The following is a 26,481-nucleotide window of genomic DNA, read 5'->3' on the forward strand; positions in this document are numbered from 1 at the left end:
ATCGCGGCCGAGGAGCGCGTGCGAGGGACGCGGCGAACGCGAGCGGCGAAGCCGCGAGCCGTGAGCCGCGAGGTTGGGGAGGCGTGAGGTGCGTTGCTGCGAGAGAAGACGGATCTACGGAACTACTCCGACCGAGACGAACAACTCCCTGTCCGGCTCGTGTAGTGAGGAACCGCACCGGCCGAGATTCCCGCGAGCGGAGCGAGCGGGAGTCAGGCCGGTGGATTTTCGAACGAAGTGAGAAAATGCACCGGCCGAGATTTGAACTCGGGTTGCAACCATGGCAAGGTTGCGTGATACCACTACACTACCGGTGCGTGCTTCGCATCCGATCGTAGCCGGAGTCGGAGATATAAGGGTTCCGAACGACGGTCGGCGGAAGGGTCATCGGTGCCGCGTCCCCATGTCGGGTCGAACGCAACCAATGGCCGACAGTTCCCCCCGGATCGACAGACGCACCGCCCTCCGCGCGACCGGCGGCCTCGTCGGGACCGGAGCCCTCCCCGCGCTCGCCGGGTGTCTCGGCGGCGAGGGTGACGACGGTGACGGCGAGGACGGCGACGACCCGCCGCCGGACGACGGCGCGGACGTGGACTACGCAGTCGAGACCGTCGCGGAGGGGTTCGAGAACCCGTGGGGGATCGCGTTCCTGCCCGGCGACGGCCGCCTACTCGTCACCGAGCGGCCGGGCCGGCTCTCGCTCGTCGACCCCGCGGACGGGACCGTCGAGGAGGTCGCGGGCGCGCCCGAGGTGTTCGCGGAGGGACAGGGCGGCCTGCTCGACGTCGCGGTCCACCCCGACTATCCGGACGACGGCCGGGTCTACCTCACCTACAGCGCGACCCGCGACGGCGAGCGCGGCGCGACGACGCACGTCGGGGCCGGGCGGCTCCCGCTCGACGGCGACGACGGGCCCGCGCTTGAGGGGTTCGAGGCCATCTTCGCCGCCGAGCCGTTCCGCGAGGGCGCGAACCACTTCGGGTCGCGGGCGACGTTCGGTCCCGACGGCGCGCTGTTCGTCAGCGTCGGCGACAGACGCGACACGAACTTCGGCCCCGACCACGTCTCGCAGGACCGGTCGACGGAGCTGGGCGCGACGCTGCGGCTCACGCCCGACGGCGACGCTCACCCGGAGAATCCCTTCTCCGACGACCCCGATGCGGCCGACGCGCTGTACAGCTACGGCCACCGCAACCCGCAGGCGATGGCCGTGCGCTCCGAGACGGGCGCGCTCTGGCAGTGCGAACACGGCGAGGAGGACGGCGACGAGATCAACGTCGTCGAGCGCGGGCGGGACTACGGCTGGCCGGTCGCCAGCGAGGCCTGTCGCTACGGGACCGACGAGCCGTTTGCCCCGGCGCACGACGAGCGCGAGGGCGTGACCGCGCCGGTCCACTACTGGCCGTGCGGCTCCGGCGGCTTCCCGCCGAGCGGGGCTGTCTTCTACGACGGCGACGCGTTCCCCGAGTGGCGCGGCGACCTCCTCGCCGGGACGCTCGCGGCGCAGTACCTCGGTCGGTTCACGGTCGCGGGCACGGGTGCCGAGGGGGCGTCGGTGACGGAGCGCGAGCCGCTGCTCGCCGACCGGGAGTGGCGGATGCGCGCGGTCGCGGTCGAACCGGCCACCGGCCACCTCTACGTCGCGGTCGACGACGGCGACGCGCCGATCGCGCGGATCGTTCCGGCGTGAAGGTCGTCACCGTCCCGGCCTCTCCCCCCGCCACCGCGGTGACGGTTCGCACGGTCTCGACGTCGAATTCGACCGCCAGACCCCGTGTGAACGCGGCACAGCCGGAGATCGGGACCGCTATCCTTTTACGGTGGCGTCCGAAATCGAGGGGTACAGTCTCGCCACGATGCGTACCGAAGACGGGCTCACGATCTGTGTACCGTCTTCGCTCGTTCGGGAGGCCGAGGATGACCGCGAGGCGACTCGCAAACTCGGCTACGTCGCCCGTGCGGCGGCGGTGTTCCGGGCGGATCGGCTGGTCGTCTTCCCCGACTCGGAAGGCGACGGTCGACGGGGCGGGGAGTACGTCCGCACCGTGCTGGGGTACGCCGCGACGCCCCCGGAGCTCCGGAAGGACCTCTGGGGGCAGCGCGACGAACTCCGGTACGTCGGTGTACTCCCCCCGCTCCGCGTGCCGTGGCGGACCGGCTCGACCCCTAGCGGGGGAGAGTCGAAAACACAGGGACTCGTGACCGAGGTCGGACCTGAAGGCCGCGTCCGGGTCAATTCCCCGCTGGGGGAACACCCGATCTCCCTGCTCGTTCCCTCCGGAATGGAGGTCGAGCAGGGGGAGCGCGTCACCATCAGGGTCTCTTCGAGAGAACCGGTCCGCGCCCGCATCACCGGGAAGCCCGAGGCGGGCTTCCAGGTCGTGGCCGCGGACCTGTCGGAAGCGCTCGCCGGCGACGGACTGGCCGTCGCGACGTCGCGACACGGGGAGGAACTCTCCGTCTCGCGGCTCGGCGACCTCGTCTCGGACGCCCGCGAGGCAGGCGGTTACACCGTCGCCTTCGGCGCGCCCGAGCGGGGGCTTCCGGAGATGCTCGGGCTCTCGCCCGACCGCATTCGAGCGGCCGTCGCCGACGGCCGCTCGGTCGAACCCGATCCGGGGTTCGACCTCTGGCTGAACACGATCCCGGCACAGGCGAGCGAGGTCGTCCGGACGGAGGAGGCTCTGTTCGCGACCCTCGGCTCGCTCACACTCACGGAGTAAACACATGCCACAACCAAGCCGACCACGAAAAGGCTCGCTGGGCTACGGCCCGCGCACCCGCGCAGACAGCGAGGTGCCGCGCATCCGTTCGTGGCCAGAAGACGACGGGGCCCCTGCGCTGCAGGGATTCGCCGGCTACAAAGCCGGGATGACCCACGTCATGATGGTCAACGACGAGGCGAACTCGCCGCGTGAGGGAATGGAGGAGGCCGTTCCCGTCACCGTCGTCGAGACGCCGCAGATGTACGCCGTCGCCGTGCGAGCCTACGAAGAGACGCCGTACGGACAGAAGCCGGTCGCAGAGGTCTGGAGCGGCGAGTTCCACGAGGAGCTCGACCGCGCCCTCGACCTGCCGGCGGAAGACACCTTCGAGGCCGACGCGGAGGAGCTGCGCGCGCTGCTCGACGACGACGTCGTCGACGACGTGCGCGTCATCACCCACACCGCGCCCTCGGAGCTCTCGAACGTGCCCAAGAAGAAGCCCGACGTCATGGAGACGCGCGTCGGCGGCGGCTCCTTGGAGGAGCGCGCCGACTTCGCGCTGGACCTGGTCGCCGAGGGCGGTGCCCACGAGTTCGGCGACGTCTTCCGCGCGGGACAGTACACCGACGTCTCCGGCATCACGAAGGGCAAGGGGACGCAGGGTCCCGTCAAGCGGTGGGGCGTTCAAAAGCGGAAGGGCAAACACGCCCGTCAGGGATGGCGGCGTCGGATCGGGAACCTCGGTCCGTGGAACCCCTCGCGCGTCCGCTCGACCGTGCCCCAGCAGGGCCAGACCGGCTACCACCAGCGCACCGAGCTCAACAAGCGCCTCATCGACTTCGGCGAGGGCGACGACGCCTCCGTCGACGGCGGCTTCGTCAACTACGGCGAGGTCGACGGCGAGTACGCGCTCATCAAGGGCTCGCTGCCGGGACCGGACCAGCGCCTGCTGCGCTTCCGCCCGGCCATCCGGCCGAACGACCAGCCGCGCCTCGACCCCGAGGTCCGGTACGTTTCAACCGAATCCAACCAGGGATAACCAATGAACGCAACAGTACACGACCTGGACGGCGACGAGGCCGGCACGATCGATCTGCCGGACGTCTTCGAGACCGCGTTCCGACCGGACCTCATCGGTCGCGCGGTCGGTGCCGCCCAGGCCAACCGAAAGCAGGCCTACGGGGCAGACGAGTTCGCCGGGCTGCGGACGCCCGCCGAGTCGTTCGGCTCCGGCCGCGGGCTCGCGCACGTGCCGCGTTCCGAGAACGTCGCCCGTCGCGTCCCGCACGCCGTGTCGGGGCGCGCCGCGCACCCGCCGAAGGCCGAGAAGGACCAGACGAAGAAACTGAACGACAAGGAGCGACAGCTCGCCATCCGGTCGGCCATCGCGGCCACGACCGACGCCGAGCTCGTCGCCGAGCGCGGCCACGCGTTCGACGATGACCTCGAGCTCCCGCTCGTCGTGAGCGACGAGTTCGAGGACCTCCAGAAGACGCAGGAGGCCCTGAGCGTGCTCGAAGCCGTCGGCGTCGACGCCGACATCGAGCGCTCCGAGGAGGGCCGCTCCGTCCGCGCCGGACAGGGCAAGGCCCGCGGCCGAAAGTACCGCCAGCCGAAGTCCGTCCTCGTCGTCACCAGCGAGGAGCCGTCCCGCGCCGCCCGCAACCTCGCGGGCGTCGACGTCGCGACCGCCGACGAGGTCAACGCGGAGGACCTCGCGCCGGGCGCGCACCCGGGCCGACTCACGCTGTGGACCGAAAGCGCCGTCTCGGAGGTGGCCGACCGATGAACTCGATCATCGAGCATCCGATCGTCACCGAGCAGGCGATGAACGAGATGGACTTCAACAACAAGCTCCTGTTCCTCGTCGACGTGGACGCGACCAAGCCGGAGATCAGCTCCGAGGTCGCCGACCGCTACGACGTGGGCGTCACGGACGTGAACACGCAGGTGACGCCGCAGGGCGAGAAGAAGGCGATCGTCACCCTCTCCGAGGACGACGACGCGACCGAAATCGCCTCGCGCATCGGGGTGTTCTAAGATGGGACGACGAATTCAAGGACAACGGCGCGGACGCGGCGGCCCGACGTTCCGGGCCCCCTCCCACCGTTACAAGGCGGAACTGTCGCACAAGAAGCTCGAAGACGTGGACACGATCACCGGCGAGATCGTCGGGATCGAACACGACCCCGCCCGCTCGGCTCCGCTCGCGGAGATCGAGTTCGAGGACGACGACCGTCGGCTCGTGCTCGCGCCGGAAGGCGTGCGCGTGGGCGAGACGATCCAGGTCGGCGTCTCGGCGGAGATCAAGCCGGGCAACACGCTCCCGCTGGCGGAGATCCCCGAGGGCGTCCCGGTCTGTAACGTCGAGAGCAACCGCGGGGACGGCGGGAAGTTCGCGCGCGCCTCCGGCGTGTCGGCGACGCTTCTCACCCACGACCGCGACGTCGCGGTCGTCCAGCTCCCCAGCGGCGAAGTGAAGCGGCTCGACCCCCAGTGCCGCGCCACGATCGGCGTGGTCGCGGGCGGCGGCCGGACGGAGAAACCCTTCGTCAAGGCCGGGAACAAACACCACAAGATGAAGGCGCGCGGCACGAAATACCCGCGCGTCCGCGGCGTCGCGATGAACGCCGTCGACCACCCCTTCGGTGGCGGTGGTCGCCAACACCCCGGACAGCCGAAGTCCGTCTCGCGGGACGCCCCGCCGGGACGCAAGGGGGGTGACATCGCATCCAAGCGCACCGGACGAGGTGGCAACAAATGAGTTCAGATTACCGAACCGGCCGCGAGGACAAGGAGTTCGCCTACCGCGGTCACTCGCTCGACGAGCTGCAGGAGATGGACGTAGACGAGGTCGCGGAACTGCTCCCCGCACGCCAGCGGCGAAGCATCGTTCGCGGACTCGGCACCGAACAGCAGAAGCTGCTGGAGACGGTCCGGAGCCGCGACAAGGAGACGACGGCCGACGACCCGATCCGGACGCACCTGCGCGATATGCCGGTGCTGCCGGAGTTCGTCGGCGTCACCTTCGCCGTGTACAACGGACACAGCTTCGAGCGCGTTCAGGTCGAGCCCGAGATGATCGGGCACTACCTCGGTGAGTTCCACCTCACCCGAAGCACCGTCGAACACGGCCAGGCCGGCATCGGCGCGACCCGGTCCTCGAAGTTCGTGCCCCTCAAGTAACCCATGGGAATCAACTACAGCGTCGAGGCCGACCCGGAGACCACCGCCAAGGGGATGCTCCGCGACCGGCCCATCAGCGTGAAGGACAGCAAGGAGATCTCCCGAGAGATCAAAGGCGAGACGGTCGCCGACGCGGAGGAGTTCCTCCATGAAGTCATCGACGAGGAGACCTCGGTGCCGATGCGCCAGCACAACGCCGGCGCGGGCCACCGCTCCGACATCGACGGCTGGGACGCGGGACGGTACCCCGAGAAGGCCGCCAAGGACTTCCTCAAGCTCTTGGAGAACGTCAAGAACAACGCCGACGAGCAGGGGTTCGACGGCGAGGAGATGGTCATCAAACACGTCGCCCCCCACAAGGTCGGCGAACGCCCCGGTCGGAACCCCCGCGCCGCGGGCGCGACGGAGTGGAACACCACGCTCGCCGACGTCGAACTGATCATCGAGGAGCCGGAGGCTGACAACTAATGGCTGACGAACACCAATTCATCGAGGACGGCCTGCGCCGTTCCCAGATCAACGAGTTCTTCGCGGACGAGCTCGGCCGCGCCGGCTACGGCGGGATGGACGTCGCCCAGACGCCGATGGGCACGCAGATCGTCTTGAAGGCCGAAAAGCCCGGCATGGTGATCGGGAAGGGCGGGAAGAACATCCGCAAGATCACCACCGAGCTGGAGGACCGCTTCGACATGGACGACCCGCAGATCGACGTTCAGGAGGTCGACGAGCCCGACCTGAACGCCCAGATCGTCGCGGACCGTCTCGCGAACGCCCTCGAACGCGGCTGGTACTTCCGGAAGGCCGGTCACACGACGATCGACCGGATCATGGACGCCGGCGCGCTGGGTGCCGAGATCGTCCTGTCCGGCAAGGTCACCGGCGCGCGCTCTCGCGTCGAGAAGTTCAACCGCGGCTACATCAAGCACAACGGCGAGCCCGCCGAGGAGGTCGTCGACCACGGCCAGGGCGTCGCGGTCATGAAGCTCGGGACGATCGGCGTCAACGTGAAGATCATCCCGCCGGGCGCGACCCTGCCCGACGACTTCGAGGTCCGCGAGGACGCCGAGGTCCCGGAGGTCGAGCAGGCCGCGGCCGCGGGCGACGACGAAGGCGTCGAGGCGCTCTTAGAGGAAGAGCCCGAGGAGGTCCCGGACGTCGGGGCCGACGACGACGTTGAGGTCCCCGACGAGGACCCCGCCGAGGTCATCGACGAGGAGGTCGTCGAGGAAGTCGTCGAGGAGACGCAGGACACGGCCAGCGAGGCGACCGACGTCGCCGAAGAGGAGCCGGTCGGCGACGCGGAGGCCGACGAGCTCGACGAGCTCGACGAAGAGATCGAGTCCGAGGCGGCCGACCTCGTCGCGGAGATGGAGGCGGCCGACGAGGAAGACGAGGAGGACGAGTAAATGGCGATACTGTACACCGACGAGATCCGCGACATGACCGCTGCGGAGCGGCAGGTCGAACTCGAGGAGCTCGAGACCGAGCTGCTCAACTCGAAGGCGCAGCGGGCGGCCGGCGGCATGCCGGAGAGCCCGGGCCGCGTCAACGAGCTGAAGAAGACCATCGCGCGGATCAAGACGATCCAGACGGAAGAAGGCGACTTCGACGAGGAACAGTGAGATGATCTCCCCCGACACCCTCGTTCGACACGAACTCGTCGGCCTCCCGGTTCGGGTGGTCGACGCCGACAGCGACGCCCGCGTTGGCCTCGCCGGTCGCGTGCTCGACGAGACGTTCGGCACCCTCGTGGTCCGGACGGAGTCGGGGGACAAGCGCGTGCCCAAGTCGGGCGCGACGTTCGAGTTCGGCGTCGTCGAGACGCCGACCGCTCGCACAGATGAAGCCGCCGGCGACGGTCAGTCGCCGGGGTCCGCGTCCCAACTCGGGTCGGATACTACGGGGGTCCGCCCCCGTCAGTCTGGCCCGTCCGGATCCACAAGCGCCGTCGACGGTGACGGTGCGGGTCCGGCGAGCCGGCGAGGCGAGTGCAAAGACGCGGTCTACGCGACGGTGGATGGCGATCGGTTGCGACATCGACCCGCCGAACGCACCGAACGAGGTGCCACACAATGGCGATAGGAATCGACGTACCCACGCCTCCGGAGCCAGACAACCCGGAGGATTACGACTACGAGAAGTGCCCGTTCTACGGGCAGCTCTCCGTCCGCGGCCAGACCCGCGAGGGAACGGTCGTGTCGACGGATATGGAAAAGACCGTCATCGTCGAGCGAGAGTACGACGTGTTCGTGCCGAAATACGATCGGTACATGAAGCGTCGCTCGCGCATCCCGGCCCACGTGCCGGGCGTGCTCGACTCGCTCGAAGTCGGTGACGAAGTGACAATCGCGGAGACGCGACCGCTCTCGAAGACGAAGTCCCACGTCGTCGTCGAGATCCTGTCGGGTGATCAGTGATGGAGGCGCTCAAGGCCGACGTCACGCAGGGGCTCTCGAAGGGCTCGCTCATCACGTGCGCCGACAACACCGGCGCTCGTGAGCTGAAGGTCATCTCCGTGTCGGGCTACTCCGGCACGAAGAACCGACACCCGAAGGCAGGGATCGGCGACAAGGTGACCGTCTCGGTCACGAAAGGGACCCCGGAGATGCGGCGGCAGGTGCTGGAGGCGGTCGTCGTCCGTCAGCGCAAGCCGATCCGCCGTCCGGACGGCACGCGTGTGAAGTTCGAGGACAACGCGGCCGTCATCATCGACGACCTCGAGGAGCCGCGGGGCACGGAGATCAAAGGCCCCGTCGCCCGCGAGGTCGCCGAACGATTCGGGAGCATCGCCTCGACCGCGACGATGATCGTCTAACTATGACGAAACAGCCACGCAAACAGCGAAAACGGTCGGAGACCGCGCCGCTCCACGAGCGGCAGAATCAGGTCCGGGCCACCCTGACCGAGGACCTCCGCGCGGAGTACGGACAGCGGAACGTCCGCGTCAACGCCGGCGACACCGTCGAGGTGCTTCGCGGCGACGCGGCCGGCACGGAGGCGGAGGTCGTCTCCGTCGACCTGTCCGCCGAGCGGATCACGGTCGAGGACGTCACCGTCGAGAAGGCCGACGGGGAAGAGGTTCCCCGCCCCATCCCGGCGAGCAACGTCCGGGTGACCGAACTGGATCTGGAAGACGAGCGCCGCGAGGCGCGGCTCCAGGAGGACAACGAATGACGCGACACCAGAAGCGACTGTCAGTACCGAACTCCTGGCCGGTCGAGCGCAAGACGGACACGTTCACGGTGAAGGCGGGCGCGGGCCCGCACGGCGAGGCGGGCGTTCCGCTCGTCGTCCTGCTTCGGGACGTGCTCGGTTACGTCGACTCGACGAAGGAGGCGCGCTACGCGCTGAACAACGACTCGATCCTCGTCAACGGGGACGCCATCTCGGACGAACAGCGTCCGATCGGGATGTTCGACATCCTGGCGTTCCCCGAGCGCGGGGAGTACTTCCGCGTCTTCCCCGACGAGGGCGGTCGGCTCGCGCTGACCCCCGTCGACGAGGAGGCCGCGGGCAGCCGGCTCGGGAAGATCACGAACAAGACCGTCGTCCCCGGCGGCGTCGTTCAGCTGACGCTCCACGACGGGACGAACGTCCGCGTCGACGACGACGCGGACTACGACACGAACGACTCGATCGTCGTCGACAACGAGACGAAGGAGATCGTCGCCCACTTCGAGTACGAGGAGGGCGCGCTCGTGACCGCCGTCGCCGGCCAGCACGCCGGGCAGATCGGCGAGATCGACGACATCGACGTGACCCTCGGCTCCGGAGACAACACCGTGACCGTCGCCAGCGAGGACGGCGGCTACGAGACGGTCGAGGAGTACGTCGTCGTGATCGACGAGAACTTCACCGACGACGACGAGGCAGGTGATTCGGATGAGTGAAGCCGAGAGCGCCGACCACGAGATGCGCGAGCCGTACCTCGAGAAGGTCGTCGTCCACATGGGCGTCGGGCAGGGCGGTGAACCCCTCGCCGACGCCGAGGAGATCATCGAGGAGATCACGGGCCAGCAGTCGGTCCGGACCACCTCGAAGCGCACCATCGCCGAGTTCGGGATCCGCAAGGGCGACCCGATCGGCGTCAAGGTGACGCTGCGGGGCGAGGACGCGCACGCGTTCCTCGAAACCGCGCTTGACCTGGTCGAGGTCGGTCGAAGCCAGTTCGACGACACGGGTAACCTCAGCTTCGGGGTCGAGGACCACACCGACTTCCCGAGCCAGGAGTACGATCCCAACACCGGGATCTACGGTCTCGACGTGACGACGACGATCGTCCGTCCCGGCTACCGCGTCTCGAAACGCGACAAGGCGACGGGGACGATCCCCGCCCGCCACCGAATGACAGCCGAGGACGCGGCCGCGTTCCTCGAAACGAACTTCGACGTCGAGGTAACCGAATGAGCGAAGCGAACAACGACACGGGCGAGCACGCCGCGAAGCGCACCGACTCCCGGCACACGTGCCGGCGGTGCGACCGCGAGCAGGGACTCGTCGGCAAGTACGACATCAACCTCTGCCGGCAGTGTTTCCGCGAGGTCGCCCGAGACATGGGATTCGAGAAGTACAGCTGATCATGACGGGAAACGATCCATTCACCAACGCGCTCGCCGGCATGGACAACGCCGAGAGCGTTGGCCATCTGTCGTACACGGTAGAGCCCGCTTCGAACATCATCGGCTCCGTCCTCGAGGTCCTCTACGACCGCGGGTACGTCGACGGCTTCGAGTACGTCGACGACGGGAAGGCCGGGAAGTTCGAGGTCGAACTGAAAGGCGCGATCAACGAGTGTGGCGCGGTCAAGCCCCGCTACTCGGCGGGCGCTGACGAGTTCGAGAAGTGGGAGAAGCGGTACCTCCCCGCCCGTGACTACGGGACGCTCATCGTCACGACGAGCCACGGCGTCATGAGCCACTACGAGGCCCGCGAAGAGGGCATCGGCGGCCAAGTGATCGCATACGTCTACTAACAATGAACAGAGTCGAAATCGAGATTCCGGACGACGTCTCCGCCGAGACCGACCACCTCGAACTCACCGTCGAGGGTCCCAACGGGAGCGTCACGCGACGCCTCTGGTACCCCGACGTCGAGGTGTCGGTCGAGGAGGGCGCGGTGGTCATCACCACCGACAACGAGGACGCGAAGACCAACGCGACGGTCGGCACCTTCGAGAGCCACGTCGCCAACATGATCCACGGCGTCACCGAGGGATGGGAGTACGCGATGGAAGTGTACTACGCCCACTTCCCGATGCAGGTGACCGTTGAGGGCGACGAGGTCGTCATCGAGAACTTCCTCGGAGAGAGCGCCGCGCGGCGCACCCCGATCCGCGGAGACACAGAGGTACAGGTCGACGGCGAGACGGTCACGCTTTCGGGCTCCGACAAGGAGGCCGTCGGGCAGACCGCCGCCGACATCGAACAGCTGACGAAGGTGACCGACAAGGACACGCGCGTCTTCCAGGACGGCGTGTACATCGTCGAGAAGCCCACCGGAGGTGCCTAACCAATGGCAGACGAACTGGAAGACATCAGCGGTGTCGGTCCCTCGAAGGCGGACGCCCTTCGCGAGGCCGGCTACGAGACGGTCGAAGACGTGAAGGCCGCCTCCCAGTCGGAGCTCTCCGAGGTCGACGGCGTCGGCAACGCGCTCGCTGCGCGTATCAAGGCCGACGTCGGCGGACTGGAGGTCGACGAGGAGGCGGACGCGGAGATCGAAGACGAGACGGACGAGGAGGAGGCGGTCGAGGAGACCGACGAGTCCGAGGACGTCGAGACGGAGCTTCGCCCCCGCGGCCACGCCGACAAGACGCCGAACCTGGACGACGAGACCGCTCGCGCGCTCGCACAGAAGCACCGCGAGGGGAAACCGCAGTTCAACCGGCAGGACTACCACAAGAAAAAGCGGATCCCGACGTCGTGGCGAAAGCCGCGCGGCGGGCTCTCCAAGCAGCGCCGTCGGATGAAATCGAAGGGGCCGGTCGTCGAGGCCGGCTTCCGTTCGCCGACAGCGTCCCGCGACCTACACCCGAGCGGCTTCGAGGAGGTCCGCGTTCACAACACGGACGACCTCGAGGGCGTCGACGGCGACACGCAGGCGGTGCGGATCGCCTCGAAGGTCGGCGGTCGCAAGCGCGAACTGATCGAAGACGAGGCGGAGGAGCGCGAGATCCGCGTGCTGAACCCGACCTACGTCGAAGTGGAGGTCGACGATGAGTGATCTGAAGGCCCAGAAACGGCTTGCGGCGGACGAGTTAGACGTCGGCAAGGGCCGCGTCTGGCTCGACCCCGAGGCACAGGAGGAGATCGCGGACGCGATCACCCGCGAGGATGTCCGCGAACTCATCGAACAGGGAACGATCCGCGCGAAGGACGCGAAGACGAACTCGCGCGGTCGCGCCCGCGAGCGCGCCGAGAAGCGCTCCTACGGGCACCAGTCGGGTGCCGGTACCCGGAAGGGCAAATCCGGCGCGCGGCAGGACACGAAAGACGACTGGAAGGTGCGGATCCGCGCACAGCGGGCGCGCCTGAAGGAGCTTCGCGACGAGGAAGACGTGCTCGACGCCCCCGAGTACCGCACGCTTTACAATAAGGCGAGCGGCGGAGACTTCGAGGACGTCGCCCGTCTCGAGGCGTACATTCGGACGCAGTACGGCTACGAGGTGACGGACTAATGGCGACAGGACCACGATACAAGGTGCCGATGCGCCGCCGCCGCGAAGTCCGGACGGATTACCATCAGAGGTTGCGCCTGCTGAAATCGGGCAAGCCTCGCCTGGTCGCCCGGGTGAGCAACGCTCACGTCAGGGCGCAGCTGGTGACCCCCGGACCGGACGGCGACGAGACCCACGCGGCCGCCTCCAGCGAGGAGCTCGACGAGTACGGCTGGGACGCCCCCACGGGCAACCTCCCCAGCGCGTACCTCACGGGCTACCTCGCGGGCGCTCGCGCCGTCGACGCCGGCCTCGAAGAGGCCGTCCTCGACATCGGGCTCAACACGGCGACCCCCGGCAACAAGACGTTCGCGGCACAGGAAGGAGCGATCGACGCGGGCCTCGAGATCCCGCACAACGACGACGTGCTGGCCGACTGGTCGCGCACGCGCGGCGAGCACATCGCCGACTATGCCGAGCAGCTCGACGAGCCGCTGTACAGCGGCGAGTTCGACGCCAGCGAGCTACCCGAGCACTTCGACGACGTGCTCGCGACAATCCAGGAGGACCATGAGTAGACACAACGACGGCTGGGAACCGCGGACGCGACTCGGCCGCAAGGTACAGGACGGCGACATCACGTCGATGGAACAGGCGCTCGAATCCGGGCTCCCGCTGAAGGAGGCCGAGATCGTCGACCAGCTCCTCCCGGGGCTGGAAGACGAGGTGCTGGACATCAACATGGTCCAGCGCATGACCGACTCGGGCCGCCGCGTGAAGTTCCGCTGCGTGGTCGCCGTGGGCAACCGCGACGGCTACCTCGGCTACGCGCAGGCCCGGGACGACCAGGTCGGCGGTGCCATCCAGAAGGCGATCGACGTCGCGAAGCTGAACATCATCTCCGTCGACCGCGGCTCCGGGTCCTGGGAGGACCAGCCCGGCGGCACCAACTCCCTCACCCGGACGGCGAAGGGGAAGGCCGGATCCGTCACGGTCGAGGTCAAGCCCGCCCCGCAGGGGCTGGGTCTCGCGGCCGCGGAGACGGTCCGCAACATCTTGGAGCTCGCCGGCGTCGAGGACGCCTGGACGAACTCCGACGGCAACACGCGCACGACGGTGAACCTCGCGAAGGCGACGTTCAACGCCCTGGAGAACGCGGCGCAGTCCCGCACTCCGCAGCACGCGCGTGAAGTCCACTACGACGAGGTGAGCGAGTGATGCAGGCGATCGTCCAGCTCCGCGGTGACGTCAACCTCGACTACGGCGTCGAGGACACGCTCGACATGTTGAACATCGGGCGCGTCAACCACGCGACGTTCGTCCCCGAGACGGACTCGTACAACGGCATGATCACGAAGGTCAACGACGTCGTCGCGTTCGGGGAACCGAGCGTCGAGAGCGTCGCGCGTACGATCGCGCGACGCGGCGACCCCCTCGAGGGCTCCGCCGACATCGACGACGAGTGGATCGACGACAACACCGACTACGCCGACCTCGAGGCGCTGGCCGAGGCGCTCGTCGACGAGGAGACGACCCTGCGCGAGCAGGGCCTCTCGCCGACGCTGCGGCTCCACGCGCCCCGCGGCGGTCACGAGGGGATCAAACACCCCGTGATCGAGGGCGGCGAACTCGGGAAACACACTACCGAGGAGATCGACAGTCTCCTGGAGGCGATGCGATGACGAGCAAGAAAAAGCGACAGCGCGGCTCGCGCACGCACGGCGGCGGCACGCACAAGAACCGGCGCGGAGCCGGTCACCGCGGCGGCCGCGGCGCGGCCGGCCGCGCGAAACACGAGTACCACAACTACGGCCCGCTCGGCAAGCACGGGTTCAAGCGTCCCGAGGACGCCAAGACGGAGGTCCTCGAAGTGAAGGTCCAGAAGCTCGACGAGGACGCGGCGCTGTACGCCGCGGACGGCCTCGCCGAGGAGGACGGCGACGCGTACGTCTTCGACGCGCGCGACGTCGTCGAGGACGGCCACGAGGCGGACGTCGTGAAGGTGCTCGGCGGCGGGCAGGTCCGCCGCGAGCTCCGCGTCACGGCGGACGCGTTCACCGCCGGCGCGGTCGAGCTCATCGAGGAGGCCGGCGGCGAGGCGACGCTCTCGGAGCGCGCCGAAGACGCCGCTGACGAACCGGAAAACACTTCCGACGACGAGAACGACGAGGCGTAACATGAGCTGGAAGGAGGCCGCCGAACCGGTGCTCTCGCGGATGCCCGTCGTGGAGCGGCCCGCGGGACACGTCCCGTTCAGACGGAAGCTCACGTGGACGGCCGGAATCCTGATCGTCTACTTCTTCCTGACCAACATCAACCCGTTCGGGTTGGCGGTCGGGCAGGGGTCGGACTTCTTCGGGCAGTTCCGGTCGGTGCTCGCCGGGTCGTCCGGGTCGCTGCTACAGGTCGGTATCGGACCGATCGTCACGGCGTCCATCGTCCTCCAGCTGTTGGGCGGTGCGAACCTCCTCGGACTCGACACGGAGAACGACCCGCGGGACCAGGTCCTCTATCAGGGCCTCCAGAAGCTGCTCGTGATCATCGTCTCCGCCTTGACGGCGGCTCCGATGGTGTTCACGGGCTCGTTCCTGCCGGCTGACGAGGCCGTCGCCAGCACGCTCGGGATCGGCGTGTTCGGCGTTCAGGTGCTGATCTTCGCGCAGATCTTCGTCGGCGGCATCCTCATCCTGTTCATGGACGAGATCGTGAGCAAGTGGGGCGTCGGCTCCGGCGTCGGACTGTTCATCATCGCGTCCGTGAGCCAGCAGATCGTCGGCGGCTTCTTCAGCTTCTCCGCGCTCGGCGCGTCCGGCTTCTTCGCGAACTGGTACGGCGTGATATTCGGCGACGTGCCGGTGTCGATGTCGCCGTTCACGGCCGAAGGGCTCCAGAACCTCCTCTTCGATCCGGGGAACATTCTGGCGCTTTTCACCACGGTGTTCATCTTCGGTATCGTCGTGTACGCGGAGTCGGTCCGCGTCGAGATCCCGCTGTCACACGCCCGCGTGAAGGGGGCTCGCGGACGCTTCCCGGTGAAGCTCATCTACGCGTCCGTCCTGCCGATGATCCTCGTTCGCGCGCTACAGGCGAACATCCAGTTCCTCGGCCAGTTCCTCTCCTCGCAGTGGGCGGGGATGCCGGCGTGGCTCGGCACGTACACCGACGCGGGACAGCCCATCTCCGGGCTGTTCTACTACCTGAACCCCATTCAGGCGCGGACCCAGTGGATGTGGTTCCTCGGCGAACTCGAGGCGGCGTCAATCGAGCCGTGGATGATCGGCATCCGGCTCGCCGTCGACCTGACGTTCATGATCGTCGGCGGTGCCATCTTCGCGATCTTCTGGGTCGAGACGACCGGGATGGGCCCGGAGGCGACCGCGAAACAGATCCAGAACTCCGGGATGCAGATCCCCGGGTTCCGCCGGAACCCGCAGGTCGTCGAGAAGGTCATGGAGCGGTACATCCCGCAGGTGACCGTCATCGGCGGTGCCCTCGTCGGGCTGCTCGCCGTGATGGCGAACCTGCTCGGCACCATCGGTCAGGTCTCCGGAACCGGGCTGCTGCTGGCGGTCTCCATCACGTACAAGCTGTACGAGGAGATCGCCGAAGAGCAGCTGATGGAGATGCATCCGATGATGCGCCAGATGTTCGGCTCAGAATAGCGGATATCTGCGGTCCTTAGGCCCTCTAAGGCCTGTTCCATCTTTCTTAGAAACCCGGCGGGCGACTGCCGGACATCCTGCTCAGACACCTTCAGCGGCTGCTACGGAGGTGACCGCGTAGATGGCGGTCTGTACCGCCCTCGGCTGTACCGACGACGCCGAGGTCGTTATCCGCCTCGAAGACGGTCGCGAGCGCCCCGTCTGTCCTGACGACGCCAACGACGGCGAGGTGATCGGCGATGCCTGAGGAGGAGGTGAGTGTCGAGGAGGCGCTGGCCGTTGCGCAGCGCGCTCTCGCGAAGACTGTCGGGATCGAGGAAGACATCTCCGACCTCAAGGACGAGACTGCTGAGTTGCGTTCACGACTCGACGAGGTCGAACGCCGCCTCTCGAAGCAAGAAGCTCTCGCGGACGAGGAGGGGGGAGACGATGTCTGAGGACGATGTCTCCGCCCGTGACGCCCTCGCGATCGCACAGCAGTCGCTCACACGCCTCCAGGAAGTCGAAGACGAACTGCGCGGTGAGCTCGAGGAGACGAACGCGACTGTCGACCAGCTCCAAGACGACCTGACCGCGCTCGAACTTCGCGTCTCCGAACTCGACGAAGACCGCGACGCGAACGACCTCTCCGCCGACGAGAAGGTCGGCATGGTCCGAGAGCACGGCTTCCGGAAGGCGACGGAGAGCCACGGCCGCGCGAAGCTCGACTACGACGACATCAAGTGGGAGATCTTCGACGGCGACATCGGCGACTCGACGTGCTACCGTCTCATCCGGAAGGCGGCCGGCCTCGCCGACGAGAAGACGGGGAGCAAGGTTGACGGCTTCGTCGCTCGCAACCCGGCCGGAGACAACTACCACCTCGCGATCGACGCGCAGGAGGCAAAACGAGGCCGGGCGTTTTCCGGCGGAAAAATCGGAATGACCGAGGAGGTGCGCTGAACATGGCGCAGTTCGATCGCGGGATTCCACCTCCGTTGTCCTCCGCGTAGATCACAGCAACCGCAGTAGTGTACGCAACTATCCGTTAGCCGGAAGGCCGTCGTCTTGGCCGACGTTTGGCCGACGTCGGCGGTCTCGGAGAACGCCTCGCTGGCGTTTTTTCCGGCGGAAAACACGACCTCGATGTCAACCCCCCACGACCGACGCAAGGAGAACGAGACGCTGACCGAGACGCTGATCCGCTTCCTCCGGGAGCGGTACCGCGACGAGGTCGGGATGCTCGCCCAGCGCTATCCGAACGACCAGCGGTCACTCGTCATCGACTACGACGAGCTGTTCGAGTTCGACCACGACCTCGCCGAGGACGTCCTCGCGAAGCCGGACCAGATGCGGGAGTACTTCGAGGAGGCGCTTCGGCAGTACGACCTCCCGGCCGACGTTTCGCTCGCTCGCGCTCATGTGCGCGTGTCGAGCCTACCGACCGAGCACACGCACTACCCGGGGCACTTCAGCCCAACCAAGGTCCATCGCGACCAGCCGTACATCGGCGTCGAGGGCGAGATCGTCGCGGCGAGTGACGTCCACCCCAAGGTGACGGAGACCGCGTTCGAGTGTAATCGCTGCGGGACGATGACCTACATCCCGCAGACGGACCGCGGCTACCAAGAGCCCCACGAGTGTCAGGGCTGTGAGCGGCAAGGGCCGTTCCAGGTCAACTTCGAGCAGTCGGAGTTCATCGACGCCCAGAAGATCCGTCTCTCGGAGCCACCAGAAGTCGCCGGCGGCGAGGGACAGACGATCGACATCTTCGTCGAGGACGACCTCGCCGGCGAGGTGACGACGGGCGACCGCGTCACCATCACTGGGAAGCTTCACCTCGAACAGCGGACGAGCGGCAACGAGAAGCAGTCGACGTTCGAGCCGTACCTGAACGGCCACGCGATCGAAGTTCAGGAGTCGGACCAGACGTCGGTCGAGGTCTCGCACGACGAGCGTGAGGAGATTGACGCGATCGTCGACGGCGAGCGGGGCGATCCGCTTGAGGTCGCCGCCGAGTCCATCGCGCCGGGCGTGTTCGGCGAACAGTACGACCACATGAAGCGGGCGATCGTGTTGTCCGTGGTCGGCGGCGACTGGGTCGAGGGGAAAGACGGGAGCGTCGAGCGCGGCTCGATCAGCCTGCTCCTCGTGGGCGACCCGTCGACGGGGAAGTCCGCGCTGATCAATCAGGCCGAGTCCAACGCCCCGCGGTCGGTCGGCGTCTCGGGGAAGGGCGCTCGCGAGGCCGGCATCACCGCTTCGGCCGTTCGCGATGACTTCTCCGACGGCGAGTGGACGCTCAAGGCAGGGGCGTTCGTGAAGGCGAACGGTGGAATCGTCCGCATCGACGAGCTCGACGACATGCCGCCGGACGTCCGGTCGGCGATGTTGGAGCCGATGGCGAACGGGAAGATCAACGTCTCGAAGGCCGGAATCAACGCGACGCTCCAAACGCGCGTCGGCGTCGTCGCCGCAGCCAACCCGAAGTACGGCCGTTTCGACCCGTACGAGCCGGTGGTCGAGCAGGTCGAACTCGGCTCGACGCTCATCTCACGGTTCGACCTCGGCTTCACGGTCACCGAGACGGATGAGGTCGACACCGTCAAACAGGTCGCTCGGGACATCGTCGGCCGTCGCGAACACAAGAAGCGGCTCGACGTCGCTCCCGAGACGATCGAACCCGGGGAGACGGACAAGTACGACCCGCCCGTTCGCAGTGAACTCCTCCGGAAGTGGCTCGCGCTCGCCAGCGACCAGCCGTCACCCGTCATCGCGAGCGAAGAGCTCGAACAGCGAATCGCCGACGAGTTCTCGGACTTCAAGACGAAGCACATGGACGAGGACGCGCCCGTCCCGGCAACGTGGCGCGACCTGGAGGCGCAACTCCGGCTCGCCGAGGCGGCCGCGAAGCTAGAGTTCTCCGAGACCATCGAGGAGCGGCATTTCAAGACGGCGCTCTCGCTGACGATGCGGTCGATGCGGGACTTCGGGATGAACGAGGACGGCGAGTTCGACGCCGACGTGCGGGAGTCTGGGACCTCGAAGACGCAACGCGACCGCATCACCGTCATCGAGGACATCGTCGAAGAGCAGTGCGCCGACGGCGACACCAACGGGACAGACGTCGAGGACGTCCTCGACGAGGCGGAGGCCGAAGGCGTCGACCGGAGCCGCGCGGAGAAGACGATTCGGAAGATCAAAGAGGAGATCGGGTCGCTGTACGAGCCGACTGATGGGACGCTCAAGTGGCTCGGGAGGGCGTGACCATGCCGGCCACAGGTCAACACAACGAGCAGGCGGTCGCGACGCCGAACCCGTTCCCCGAGCCCGCCCAGGAGTACGGCGAGAACCCAGCGCGGTTCCTCATCGAGGAACTCACCGTCGACGACGGCGACGGCACGACGGGCGAGCTGCTGCTCGCACGGATCCGCGGGCTGGAGACGATCGAGCTGTGCGGGTTCTGGCTCGCCGTCGAGCGGGCGCTCGCCAACAAGGAAGGCCGGGAGCCTCGCGATCGCGTCGAACGAGCGATCCGTGAGCGGAAGGCGCACCTCGAAGAGCACGGTGACGGTCTCGCGCAGGCCGGGATGACGCCCGCGGAGCGCCGGTCGGCCGCCGCCGAGCGCGACGTCGAGTCCGTTGCGGTCCTCCTGGACGCGGATGGCGAGCCCGTCCCGTGGAGCCGACAGCGCGGTGCGACCGTGGAGGCGAGCCGATGACGACGTACGGCTGCCAGATCTGTGACTTCTCGTCCACAAGCCCGGCCGGGATCTCCTCGCACGGGCGGAAGCACCGGAACGAATTCGAATCGATCGTCGGCCGCCAGCCCGACGACTACGACGAGGTCGTCGCCCTGCTTCGAGATGGAGACACACCCGAGGATTACGACGGCGAGACAGGGGTACCGACCACACTGGAGGAGTACGCCGATGACTGACGCCGCGCTCGGCGACCTCGGCCGTCGCACCCGCGAGCAGCTGGCCGACCTCCCGCCGACGGCCTCACTTGTCTACCTCGAGCTCTACGCCGCCGACGGCCCGCGAACCCTGCGCCAGCTCACCCACCGAACGGCCCGGCCCGAGCGGTCGATCCTCCGCGCGCTTCGGCAGCTCCACGACGAGGACCTCGTCTCGTGCTCGCCGCGTCACACCGATCCACCGTCGTCCGAGTGGAACGTCGACGGGTGACCGACAAAATGGCGGTCGATGGACCACTTAAGCCCTCGGCCAAGCAATGGTCTGGTGACGACGCATCGCCACATGATCCCGAGCCCGCGAGGGCGATGACAGGGTCAGTCCAACAGCCGTGCGCTTCTCCCCGTTCTCCGATGTCCACTACGCAACAGTCACTCGACGAGTTCGTCAGCCGTCGCGAGGTCGTTCCTGGTCGTGTGTTCGAGCGCTACCTCTGGACCAACCCCGAGGTCTGCTCGGAGTGTTTTGCCCGGGTCCGGACTGAACACGAGCTCACCGTCGACGACTGGGGCAACACCGTCTCCGAGCTCAACCGCTCGGGGTCGGGCATCCAGGGGTACGACAACGTCAACGGCGGCGGCGTGTACCTCCCGCGAACGTTCTGCGAGGAGTGTGGCGGTCGGGGGCGTGCTGACCCCGACCCTGACTCAAAGCTTCAGGCGACGCGTCGGGCGTCGTGTATCGGCGATCGCCTCGAAGAGCAGGACATTGCCGTCGACCGGCCAGCACTCCGCCGGGCGGTTCGGACGCTCAAGTCCAAGCCCGAACTGGTGGGTCTCGACCGGGAGATCTACGAACGCGCCACGAAGATCGCCGTCGGGAGGGCGCAGCGATGAGCGCCTCGCAGTACGGCCGCGTGGCGTTCGACTTCGCCGGCCGCGAGCTCGAGGGCGACGTGGCGGAGTACCTCGCTGATGGCGACATCTCCGGGCCCGACGGACTGCTGGTCGTCGACGTCGACGGTGGGCGCTACCGGGTCGCGGAATCAGACGCCGAGTCACTGGGGTAGGCCCCGGACGCGGGTTCGACTCCCGCGGGTGGCCTTCCCCGAGGGCGTGATCACTGTCGGCTTTTCGACGTGGTCAGGTCAGCGCCTGAGGGGAGCGTACCGAACCACGAGTGGCCGGCACCTCCTGTGAGGACCGACGATCGTGCGTTCCATTCTCGTCTTCGACTGTCACGAGCAAACTGACAAGTCCGGCCACCTTGCGACGCCACTGGTGTGGTCACGGACGGCCCTATGGGCTCAGGCGAAACCAAAGCCTGAGACGGGCCTCTCCCGTGCCGGGTTCGATTCCCCGGCGTCGCCTTCGAACTGTCTGATTATGGCAACCGATGATCGTAGCTACCCGAGTCGAGGGTACAGCGGGCTCCGGCAGGACGTCCGCCGGTACAACGCCGCCCTCGACGCCCGACTACAGCACCGCTGGGGGATCTCCGTGAAGCTCTGGAAAGTCCTCCGAGCAACGACCGACCTTGTCGCCGTCATGCTCGCCGGCTACGCGATGTGGCTCGGCGCTGATCCCGGTGTCGCGCTGCTCGTCATCGCCGCGGTCGTCGTCGGCGTCGAAGCCGTCGAGGTGATCGTCGCCCAGGGCGAGGAGAGTTCGACGGGGTGACCCTGATCTGTCCGATGCTGTGACACACGCTCGATGTCACTCTCGCCGTCGACGCCGTCTGCGCTCGCCCCCACTTAAAGTATAAACCCGCCTCGAACGCTGTAGAACGCTCTCACACTCATGTCCACCCGCGACCGACGTGTCACGCTCGCTCTGAAGTGGCACTATCTCGACAACCTCGATGTCGACCAGATACGGGAGCGCTTCGAGGAGGAGGGCATCGGCTCGTACGCGGCGTCGACGGTCCGGAAGTACCTCAACGAGGAGCCGAAGGAGGCGGTCATCGAGCAGATCGAGGCGGAACACGCCGACGTCCGCCTCCAGATCGCTGAGCGGGAAGAGCGGATGTTCAAGCGAGCTCGCGAGAGCGAGGCCAAGGCGACCGACGACGAGCCCATCCACCGCACGGTGCCGAAGACCGACACCGTCCCTGCAGACCGGGAGAGCCCGCTGTCGTGGCCGGCGTGGGAGATCGTCGAGCCCGGCGACCCTGACCGCCCCGAGTGGGCCGAGGAGCGCGACGTCGTGATCCGGTTTGACGACGAGCAGCGAACGCAGGTGCGGCCCGGGGAGCGCTACCCAATCCGAGCGATCGACGGGTCGCCGACGTACACGACGGAGATGGTCGGCCTCGAACGTGACGTCGACGACCTCAAACAGCAGGCGATGGCGCGCCAAGAGCAGTCGCAGCACCTTCAGGCGAAGGGCGACGTCCTCGGCGTGTACTCCGAGAAGATCGAGCTGGAGGGCGACCTCGAACACAGCGGTGAGTTCGACGTCTCGATCACTCACCACCGCGTTACAGAGGAGGACACCGATGTCGATAACGAGTGAGGGCGTCGCGGTCGACACGACGGGCGGCACCCTCGATCTCGACTGGGGGTTCTGGGACGCCCAGCTGGACGCGATCGCGGCGCTGGAGTCGGGCGAGTACGACGTCGTCAACTTCCGCGGCGGGTACGGCTCCGGGAAGACGATCCTCGGCTCGCGGTGGATCATGGAGAAGGCGACGGAAGTCGCCGGCTCCGACAACCTGATCATCGCCCCCGACTCCAAGAAGGGCGGTCCGACGACGTACAAGGTCTTCTTCGAAGAGCTCCCGGGCGACAACACCGTCCCTGATGAGGGTGGCGACCCCGAGAACTCGCCGTTCGTCGCCGAGTACAACCGCAACGAACGTCGGATCACGTGGTTCAACGGCTCCGTAGTCCGACTCGGGAGTGCCGACGTCTGGAATCGGTACGCCGGCGGGGAGTTCAACGCCATCTGGTGCGACGAGGTCGCCCACTACGAACACACCAACATCTTCGACCTCAACCGGATGCTGCTCTCGCGGCAGCGCACTCGCGACGGGCCGAACGTCACCCTCTGGACGTCGACCGGGAACGGCTACAACCAGTACCACGAGTTCGTCGAGCTCCAGGAGACGCCGGACGGTGACGACCTCCCGACTCGCCTGATCAACGTCGTCGCTGACTCGCGGAACAACCCGTTTCTCCCGGAGAAGGAGAAGCTGGTCCGCCAGTTCGAGGGGACAGCCAAAGAGGATCAGGGGCTCGCCGGAGGCTTCGCGGCTGCCGAGGGACTCGTCTACTCGGGGTTTTCTCGTCCGACGCACGTTCGAGAGCGAGAGGATGTCGACCTCCGAAGCAACTGGCGGCTCTACGGGTACGACTACGGGTTCAAAGACCCCCGTGTCCTGCTTGAGATCGGCAAGACGCCGGCGGGCCAGTACGTCGTCCTCGACTTATACTACGAGAGCCAGCAGCCCGTCGAGAACCTCATCGACCCGAGTGACGGCTCTGGGTGGATGCTCCGGGAGGAGAAGCCGGCAGGCGAGCTCTACTCCGATCACGAGCCCGAGCACATCCACAAGTTCCGTGACGCCGGCTACGACGCCCATGCTGCGACAAAGGACCTCGATGAAGGTATCGACGAGGTTCGGAGCGTCCTCGACACCGACGTCGACGGCCGTCCGGGACTCCTCGTCCTCGAAGATTGTACGGAGCTGATCAAGGAGTTCCAGAGCTACAAGGAGGAGGACGTCGGAACGAGCCGGGCGACAGACCACGGGCTCGACGCGCTCCGGTACGCCATCATGGGCGACCGGTACGTCGAGGAGGACGACGGCAACAGCGGTTCGGGGACCTGGTGATCCACATGAGTGACACAGACGACATCGAGAGTACCGACGCCGGCGTCGAGGGCGATCGCGCCACTGAGGCGACGGGCGACGCCCACACAGAGGCGCAGGCCAGAGAGGACGAGCTTTTCGCCGCGGCGCAGGTCGACATGGCGATGCGGCAGGTCCTCCAGAACCAGCTGGGCGAGAACATCGACGCCGAGGGGATCAACGACTACTACGACGTCTTCGACTGGGACCCGAACCCGACGGCGACCGACTTCTACGCGATGGCGCTGCGGAACCCGTACGCGTTCGCGGTGACGTTCCTCCCGCCGATGACGTCGTGGCGCGACCCACCACGGGTCGTCGACGACACCGAGAGCGACGACGCCCAGACCTCCTTCGAAGAGGACGTCGAGGATCTCGTCCGCGAACACGACCTGTGGAGCTACGCCGCCCGGGCGGACATGCTCGCCGGCATCGGGACGTTCGGGATCCTCGTGCTGGAGTTCGACGACGTCGACCAGGGGGCGGTCGGCGACGGCGAGGAAGGCAAGGGCTTCGATACCGAGGTCGACAACCCGCAGCAGCTTCAGGGACTCCGCCCCTACTCGCGTGAGTCTGTCGAGGACGTCAAGCTCGGGGGTCCGGGGTCCGGCCGCTGGGGCCAGCCGGTCAAGTACCAGATCGACCTCGGCGACGAGAACGATGAGGAGTTCGGGATCGAGCAGGAGGGTCCGGACACGATGTGGATCCATCACTCGCGGGTCATCCACATCCACTCGGACCAGCTGCTCGACGACGAGATCCGCGGCATCCCGCGCCAGCAGCCGGTGTACAACAACCTCGTCGACATCGAGAAGACGCTGGGGAGTGCTGGCACGCTGGCGTATCGGGCGTCAGCGTGGGGGATCAACATCAACATCTCCCCGGATTTCGACATCGAGGACAACGGCGAGCAGATGCGGGAGCACCTCGCCCGGTGGCAGTCTGGCCTTGAGAACGTCCTCCGGACACACGGTGCCGACGACGTCCAGAGCCTCGGCGGCGAGGATATCGACCCCGGCCCGGTGATCGACCCGAACGTCGAGGCGATCTCTGCGCAGACGGGGATCCCCCAAAGCGTCCTGAAGGGCAACGAGACGGGCGAGCGCTCGACCACGCAGGACCTCAAGGAGTGGTACGGGAAGATTGGCGAGCGCCGCCGGGAGTTCGTGACGCCGACGATCGTCCGGGCGCTGCTCGGCCGGCTCATCGAGTACGACATCCTCTCGGCACCGTCGAACGGACCAGACTCGTACTCGGTGGAGTGGACGCCGCTCCACGAGCTGAGCCAGAAGGATCAGGCCGACATCCAGCACACCCGGGCGCAGGCACTCAACGAGTGGACCGGCGGGATGCCCGAGGCGATGCTCACCCGCCAGCAACAGGGCGACTACATCGAGGACGGCGTCCTTCCGAGCGAGTTCGACGAGGTCCCCGACGATGCTGCCGCCCTTGAAGAGGCGTCCGCCGCGGCCGACGGCGCTCGCGACGTCGAGGAGATGACCGCGGAGTACGACGCAGGCGACCAAGCCGTCGCCGACGGCGGTGAGGAGGTGGACGATGAGTAGCACCCACGACCACGCTCACCAGCTGACGGCCGCGGAGTACGCGCTCGACGAGCCGGGCCGGGTCGACCCCACGAGTACGACGTCGATCCAGCGCTCGCTCGCTCGGTACCTCCGGGGACGTGTCGGGACGCTCAACGCGGACGTCCGCCAGCTGCTCGTCGAGGAGGATGCGCTCGGTCTCGGCGACGGTGTCGGCGGCCGGTGGGCGGACCTCTCGGCTGCGGAGACGGCCCGGCGGTTCGACGACTGGATCCAGCAGGCGATCCAGACGGAGGTCCTCGACCCGATCGAGGCGCGGAAGGTCCGCGACTGGTTCGAGCGGGCGAGTCGGCAGGCCATCCGCACCGCCAACGGCGAGCTCCGGTCGTTCGACGCCGACCCCGACCCCGTCGACGACGTCATCCAGCAGGACGCTGTCCAAGAGCAGATCGACCTCCAGCAGGAGGACACCCGGCAGCGCGTCGAGTCGTGGATGGACGACTACGCGACCGACACGCGGTCGCTCGTGACGGCCGGCGTCGGCGGCGAGGTCTCGAAGTCGCGGCTGATGGCTGATATCTCCGAGCGGGCGCAGGTGTACAAGTCGCAGGTCACGTCGACGGCGAGCGGCCGGGTCGTCAACCAGTACTCGACGACGAAGCTCACTGCCTACGACCGCGTTCGGGGCGATGTCGAACTCGACGTCGACGTCTCCTACGAGGACGCCGGCGACGACCGCGTCTGCGAGCGCTGCCTCGCGCTCTCCGGCCAGTCCTGGACACTGGAGCGGGCCCAGCAGGAGGACCCGATCCCGGTCCACGGACACTGCCGGTGCCAGTTCGTGGTGACCGACGTCCAGGAGGTGTCCTGATGTCAATTAAAGGTGCTTCCAAAACTTGTGGGTCAGTCCACAACCCCAACACGTCGCTAGGAATCGATCTCCGGCGTCTTCCACTGAACTCCATTCGAGCCCCCCGCAGT

40 protein-coding genes and 1 tRNA gene are annotated in these 26,481 nt (G+C 67.3%); 40 read left to right on the forward strand and 1 reads right to left on the reverse strand.

The genetic code is table 11. The annotated features are described in order from the left end of the window. Window positions 1-246 precede the first annotated feature (246 nt). Window positions 247-317, reverse strand: a tRNA-Gly gene (locus C472_RS12075). Between the two features lie 107 nt (window positions 318-424). Here C472_RS12075 and C472_RS12080 point away from each other — a divergent pair. From C472_RS12080 to C472_RS12265, 40 genes are all read left to right on the forward strand, one after another. Next, window positions 425-1,690, forward strand: a complete 1,266-nt coding sequence (locus C472_RS12080; protein WP_006630122.1) for a PQQ-dependent sugar dehydrogenase — start codon at window positions 425-427, stop codon at window positions 1,688-1,690. A 166-nt stretch (window positions 1,691-1,856) separates the two neighbouring features. Then, the gene (locus tag C472_RS12085) at window positions 1,857-2,723 is read left to right on the forward strand and encodes a putative RNA uridine N3 methyltransferase (RefSeq protein WP_049906615.1); all 867 of its coding nucleotides are present in this window, start codon (window positions 1,857-1,859) and stop codon (window positions 2,721-2,723) included. 4 nt (window positions 2,724-2,727) lie between these two features. Then, window positions 2,728-3,744: a 50S ribosomal protein L3 gene (locus tag C472_RS12090; RefSeq protein ID WP_006630124.1), complete on the forward strand. Its 1,017-nt coding sequence runs from the start codon at window positions 2,728-2,730 to the stop codon at window positions 3,742-3,744. A gap of 3 nt (window positions 3,745-3,747) precedes the next feature. Continuing rightward, entirely contained in the window at window positions 3,748-4,494 is a 747-nt protein-coding gene (gene rpl4p / locus C472_RS12095; RefSeq protein ID WP_006630125.1) for a 50S ribosomal protein L4, read from the forward strand. Beyond that, window positions 4,491-4,745, forward strand: a complete 255-nt coding sequence (locus C472_RS12100; protein ID WP_006630126.1) for a 50S ribosomal protein L23 — start codon at window positions 4,491-4,493, stop codon at window positions 4,743-4,745. Before rpl4p ends, C472_RS12100 begins: the two co-directional genes overlap by 4 nt. A gap of 1 nt (window position 4,746) precedes the next feature. Further along, the gene (locus C472_RS12105) at window positions 4,747-5,469 is read left to right on the forward strand and encodes a 50S ribosomal protein L2 (RefSeq protein WP_049906594.1); all 723 of its coding nucleotides are present in this window, start codon (window positions 4,747-4,749) and stop codon (window positions 5,467-5,469) included. Next, window positions 5,466-5,891, forward strand: a complete 426-nt coding sequence (locus C472_RS12110; protein WP_006630128.1) for a 30S ribosomal protein S19 — start codon at window positions 5,466-5,468, stop codon at window positions 5,889-5,891. Before C472_RS12105 ends, C472_RS12110 begins: the two co-directional genes overlap by 4 nt. Window positions 5,892-5,894: 3 nt before the next feature. Further along, window positions 5,895-6,359, forward strand: a complete 465-nt coding sequence (locus tag C472_RS12115; RefSeq protein ID WP_006630129.1) for a 50S ribosomal protein L22 — start codon at window positions 5,895-5,897, stop codon at window positions 6,357-6,359. Then, window positions 6,359-7,297, forward strand: a complete 939-nt coding sequence (locus C472_RS12120) for a 30S ribosomal protein S3 (RefSeq protein ID WP_006630130.1) — start codon at window positions 6,359-6,361, stop codon at window positions 7,295-7,297. Before C472_RS12115 ends, C472_RS12120 begins: the two co-directional genes overlap by 1 nt. Next, window positions 7,298-7,513, forward strand: a complete 216-nt coding sequence (rpmC, locus tag C472_RS12125; protein ID WP_006630131.1) for a 50S ribosomal protein L29 — start codon at window positions 7,298-7,300, stop codon at window positions 7,511-7,513. A gap of 1 nt (window position 7,514) precedes the next feature. Next, window positions 7,515-7,973, forward strand: a complete 459-nt coding sequence (locus C472_RS12130) for a ribonuclease P protein component 1 (RefSeq protein WP_006630132.1) — start codon at window positions 7,515-7,517, stop codon at window positions 7,971-7,973. Then, window positions 7,964-8,308: a 30S ribosomal protein S17 gene (locus tag C472_RS12135; protein ID WP_006630133.1), complete on the forward strand. Its 345-nt coding sequence runs from the start codon at window positions 7,964-7,966 to the stop codon at window positions 8,306-8,308. Before C472_RS12130 ends, C472_RS12135 begins: the two co-directional genes overlap by 10 nt. Beyond that, entirely contained in the window at window positions 8,308-8,706 is a 399-nt protein-coding gene (locus C472_RS12140) for a 50S ribosomal protein L14 (protein WP_004597429.1), read from the forward strand. Before C472_RS12135 ends, C472_RS12140 begins: the two co-directional genes overlap by 1 nt. A gap of 2 nt (window positions 8,707-8,708) precedes the next feature. Further along, window positions 8,709-9,065 carry a 50S ribosomal protein L24 gene (rplX, locus tag C472_RS12145; protein WP_006630134.1) on the forward strand — a complete coding sequence of 119 codons (357 nt, stop codon included), beginning with the start codon at window positions 8,709-8,711 and terminating at the stop codon, window positions 9,063-9,065. Next, window positions 9,062-9,781: a 30S ribosomal protein S4e gene (locus tag C472_RS12150; RefSeq protein WP_006630135.1), complete on the forward strand. Its 720-nt coding sequence runs from the start codon at window positions 9,062-9,064 to the stop codon at window positions 9,779-9,781. Before rplX ends, C472_RS12150 begins: the two co-directional genes overlap by 4 nt. Further along, complete coding sequence (locus tag C472_RS12155; protein WP_006630136.1) at window positions 9,774-10,298, forward strand: 50S ribosomal protein L5; 525 nt, start codon at window positions 9,774-9,776, stop codon at window positions 10,296-10,298. Before C472_RS12150 ends, C472_RS12155 begins: the two co-directional genes overlap by 8 nt. Further along, the gene (locus C472_RS12160; RefSeq protein WP_004597423.1) at window positions 10,295-10,468 is read left to right on the forward strand and encodes a 30S ribosomal protein S14; all 174 of its coding nucleotides are present in this window, start codon (window positions 10,295-10,297) and stop codon (window positions 10,466-10,468) included. The genes C472_RS12155 and C472_RS12160 overlap by 4 nt, the downstream gene beginning before the upstream one ends. Before the next feature lie 2 nt (window positions 10,469-10,470). Continuing rightward, complete coding sequence (locus C472_RS12165) at window positions 10,471-10,863, forward strand: 30S ribosomal protein S8 (protein ID WP_004047215.1); 393 nt, start codon at window positions 10,471-10,473, stop codon at window positions 10,861-10,863. Window positions 10,864-10,865: 2 nt separating this feature from the next. Then, window positions 10,866-11,399, forward strand: coding sequence for a 50S ribosomal protein L6 (locus C472_RS12170; protein WP_006630137.1), 534 nt, complete (start codon window positions 10,866-10,868; stop codon window positions 11,397-11,399). A gap of 3 nt (window positions 11,400-11,402) precedes the next feature. Continuing rightward, on the forward strand, window positions 11,403-12,113 hold the full coding sequence (locus C472_RS12175) for a 50S ribosomal protein L32e (RefSeq protein ID WP_006630138.1): 711 nt from the start codon (window positions 11,403-11,405) through the stop codon (window positions 12,111-12,113). Beyond that, window positions 12,106-12,567, forward strand: a complete 462-nt coding sequence (locus C472_RS12180; protein WP_006630139.1) for a 50S ribosomal protein L19e — start codon at window positions 12,106-12,108, stop codon at window positions 12,565-12,567. Before C472_RS12175 ends, C472_RS12180 begins: the two co-directional genes overlap by 8 nt. Continuing rightward, a complete protein-coding gene (locus tag C472_RS12185) occupies window positions 12,567-13,124 on the forward strand; it encodes a 50S ribosomal protein L18 (RefSeq protein WP_006630140.1) in 558 nt (185 codons plus the stop codon). The genes C472_RS12180 and C472_RS12185 overlap by 1 nt, the downstream gene beginning before the upstream one ends. Beyond that, a complete protein-coding gene (locus C472_RS12190) occupies window positions 13,117-13,764 on the forward strand; it encodes a 30S ribosomal protein S5 (protein WP_006630141.1) in 648 nt (215 codons plus the stop codon). Before C472_RS12185 ends, C472_RS12190 begins: the two co-directional genes overlap by 8 nt. After that, on the forward strand, window positions 13,764-14,228 hold the full coding sequence (locus C472_RS12195) for a 50S ribosomal protein L30 (protein ID WP_006630142.1): 465 nt from the start codon (window positions 13,764-13,766) through the stop codon (window positions 14,226-14,228). The genes C472_RS12190 and C472_RS12195 overlap by 1 nt, the downstream gene beginning before the upstream one ends. Next, window positions 14,225-14,722, forward strand: a complete 498-nt coding sequence (locus C472_RS12200; protein WP_006630143.1) for an uL15m family ribosomal protein — start codon at window positions 14,225-14,227, stop codon at window positions 14,720-14,722. Before C472_RS12195 ends, C472_RS12200 begins: the two co-directional genes overlap by 4 nt. 1 nt (window position 14,723) lies before the next feature. Then, window positions 14,724-16,208, forward strand: coding sequence for a preprotein translocase subunit SecY (secY, locus tag C472_RS12205; RefSeq protein ID WP_006630144.1), 1,485 nt, complete (start codon window positions 14,724-14,726; stop codon window positions 16,206-16,208). A 121-nt stretch (window positions 16,209-16,329) separates the two neighbouring features. After that, window positions 16,330-16,455 carry a hypothetical protein gene (locus tag C472_RS18030; protein WP_275039751.1) on the forward strand — a complete coding sequence of 42 codons (126 nt, stop codon included), beginning with the start codon at window positions 16,330-16,332 and terminating at the stop codon, window positions 16,453-16,455. After that, entirely contained in the window at window positions 16,448-16,645 is a 198-nt protein-coding gene (locus C472_RS12210) for a hypothetical protein (RefSeq protein ID WP_006630145.1), read from the forward strand. Before C472_RS18030 ends, C472_RS12210 begins: the two co-directional genes overlap by 8 nt. Further along, entirely contained in the window at window positions 16,638-17,150 is a 513-nt protein-coding gene (locus C472_RS12215; protein WP_006630146.1) for a hypothetical protein, read from the forward strand. The genes C472_RS12210 and C472_RS12215 overlap by 8 nt, the downstream gene beginning before the upstream one ends. Window positions 17,151-17,333: 183 nt before the next feature. Further along, the gene (locus C472_RS12220; RefSeq protein ID WP_241432976.1) at window positions 17,334-19,454 is read left to right on the forward strand and encodes a minichromosome maintenance protein MCM; all 2,121 of its coding nucleotides are present in this window, start codon (window positions 17,334-17,336) and stop codon (window positions 19,452-19,454) included. Between the two features lie 2 nt (window positions 19,455-19,456). Further along, window positions 19,457-19,909, forward strand: a complete 453-nt coding sequence (locus C472_RS12225; protein WP_049906597.1) for a hypothetical protein — start codon at window positions 19,457-19,459, stop codon at window positions 19,907-19,909. After that, window positions 19,906-20,127, forward strand: a complete 222-nt coding sequence (locus C472_RS17380) for a hypothetical protein (RefSeq protein WP_006630149.1) — start codon at window positions 19,906-19,908, stop codon at window positions 20,125-20,127. The genes C472_RS12225 and C472_RS17380 overlap by 4 nt, the downstream gene beginning before the upstream one ends. Beyond that, the gene (locus tag C472_RS12235) at window positions 20,120-20,377 is read left to right on the forward strand and encodes a hypothetical protein (protein WP_006630150.1); all 258 of its coding nucleotides are present in this window, start codon (window positions 20,120-20,122) and stop codon (window positions 20,375-20,377) included. Before C472_RS17380 ends, C472_RS12235 begins: the two co-directional genes overlap by 8 nt. A 203-nt stretch (window positions 20,378-20,580) precedes the next feature. Further along, window positions 20,581-21,000 (forward strand): hypothetical protein, encoded by a 420-nt coding sequence (locus C472_RS12240; protein WP_006630151.1) that lies wholly within the window; start codon window positions 20,581-20,583, stop codon window positions 20,998-21,000. Further along, on the forward strand, window positions 20,997-21,173 hold the full coding sequence (locus tag C472_RS17570) for a hypothetical protein (RefSeq protein ID WP_006630152.1): 177 nt from the start codon (window positions 20,997-20,999) through the stop codon (window positions 21,171-21,173). The genes C472_RS12240 and C472_RS17570 overlap by 4 nt, the downstream gene beginning before the upstream one ends. A 316-nt stretch (window positions 21,174-21,489) precedes the next feature. Further along, the gene (locus tag C472_RS12245) at window positions 21,490-21,783 is read left to right on the forward strand and encodes a hypothetical protein (protein ID WP_006630153.1); all 294 of its coding nucleotides are present in this window, start codon (window positions 21,490-21,492) and stop codon (window positions 21,781-21,783) included. Window positions 21,784-21,903: 120 nt separating this feature from the next. Continuing rightward, window positions 21,904-22,617 carry a hypothetical protein gene (locus C472_RS12250; protein ID WP_006630154.1) on the forward strand — a complete coding sequence of 238 codons (714 nt, stop codon included), beginning with the start codon at window positions 21,904-21,906 and terminating at the stop codon, window positions 22,615-22,617. Next, window positions 22,601-23,938 (forward strand): terminase large subunit domain-containing protein, encoded by a 1,338-nt coding sequence (locus C472_RS12255; protein WP_006630155.1) that lies wholly within the window; start codon window positions 22,601-22,603, stop codon window positions 23,936-23,938. Before C472_RS12250 ends, C472_RS12255 begins: the two co-directional genes overlap by 17 nt. Before the next feature lie 5 nt (window positions 23,939-23,943). Continuing rightward, on the forward strand, window positions 23,944-25,521 hold the full coding sequence (locus tag C472_RS12260) for an anti-CBASS protein Acb1 family protein (protein WP_006630156.1): 1,578 nt from the start codon (window positions 23,944-23,946) through the stop codon (window positions 25,519-25,521). Next, window positions 25,514-26,371, forward strand: a complete 858-nt coding sequence (locus C472_RS12265; RefSeq protein WP_006630157.1) for a hypothetical protein — start codon at window positions 25,514-25,516, stop codon at window positions 26,369-26,371. The genes C472_RS12260 and C472_RS12265 overlap by 8 nt, the downstream gene beginning before the upstream one ends. Window positions 26,372-26,481 lie beyond the last annotated feature (110 nt).

The sequence above is a fragment of the Halorubrum tebenquichense DSM 14210 genome (genome assembly GCF_000337415.1).
Classification (GTDB): domain Archaea; phylum Halobacteriota; class Halobacteria; order Halobacteriales; family Haloferacaceae; genus Halorubrum; species Halorubrum tebenquichense.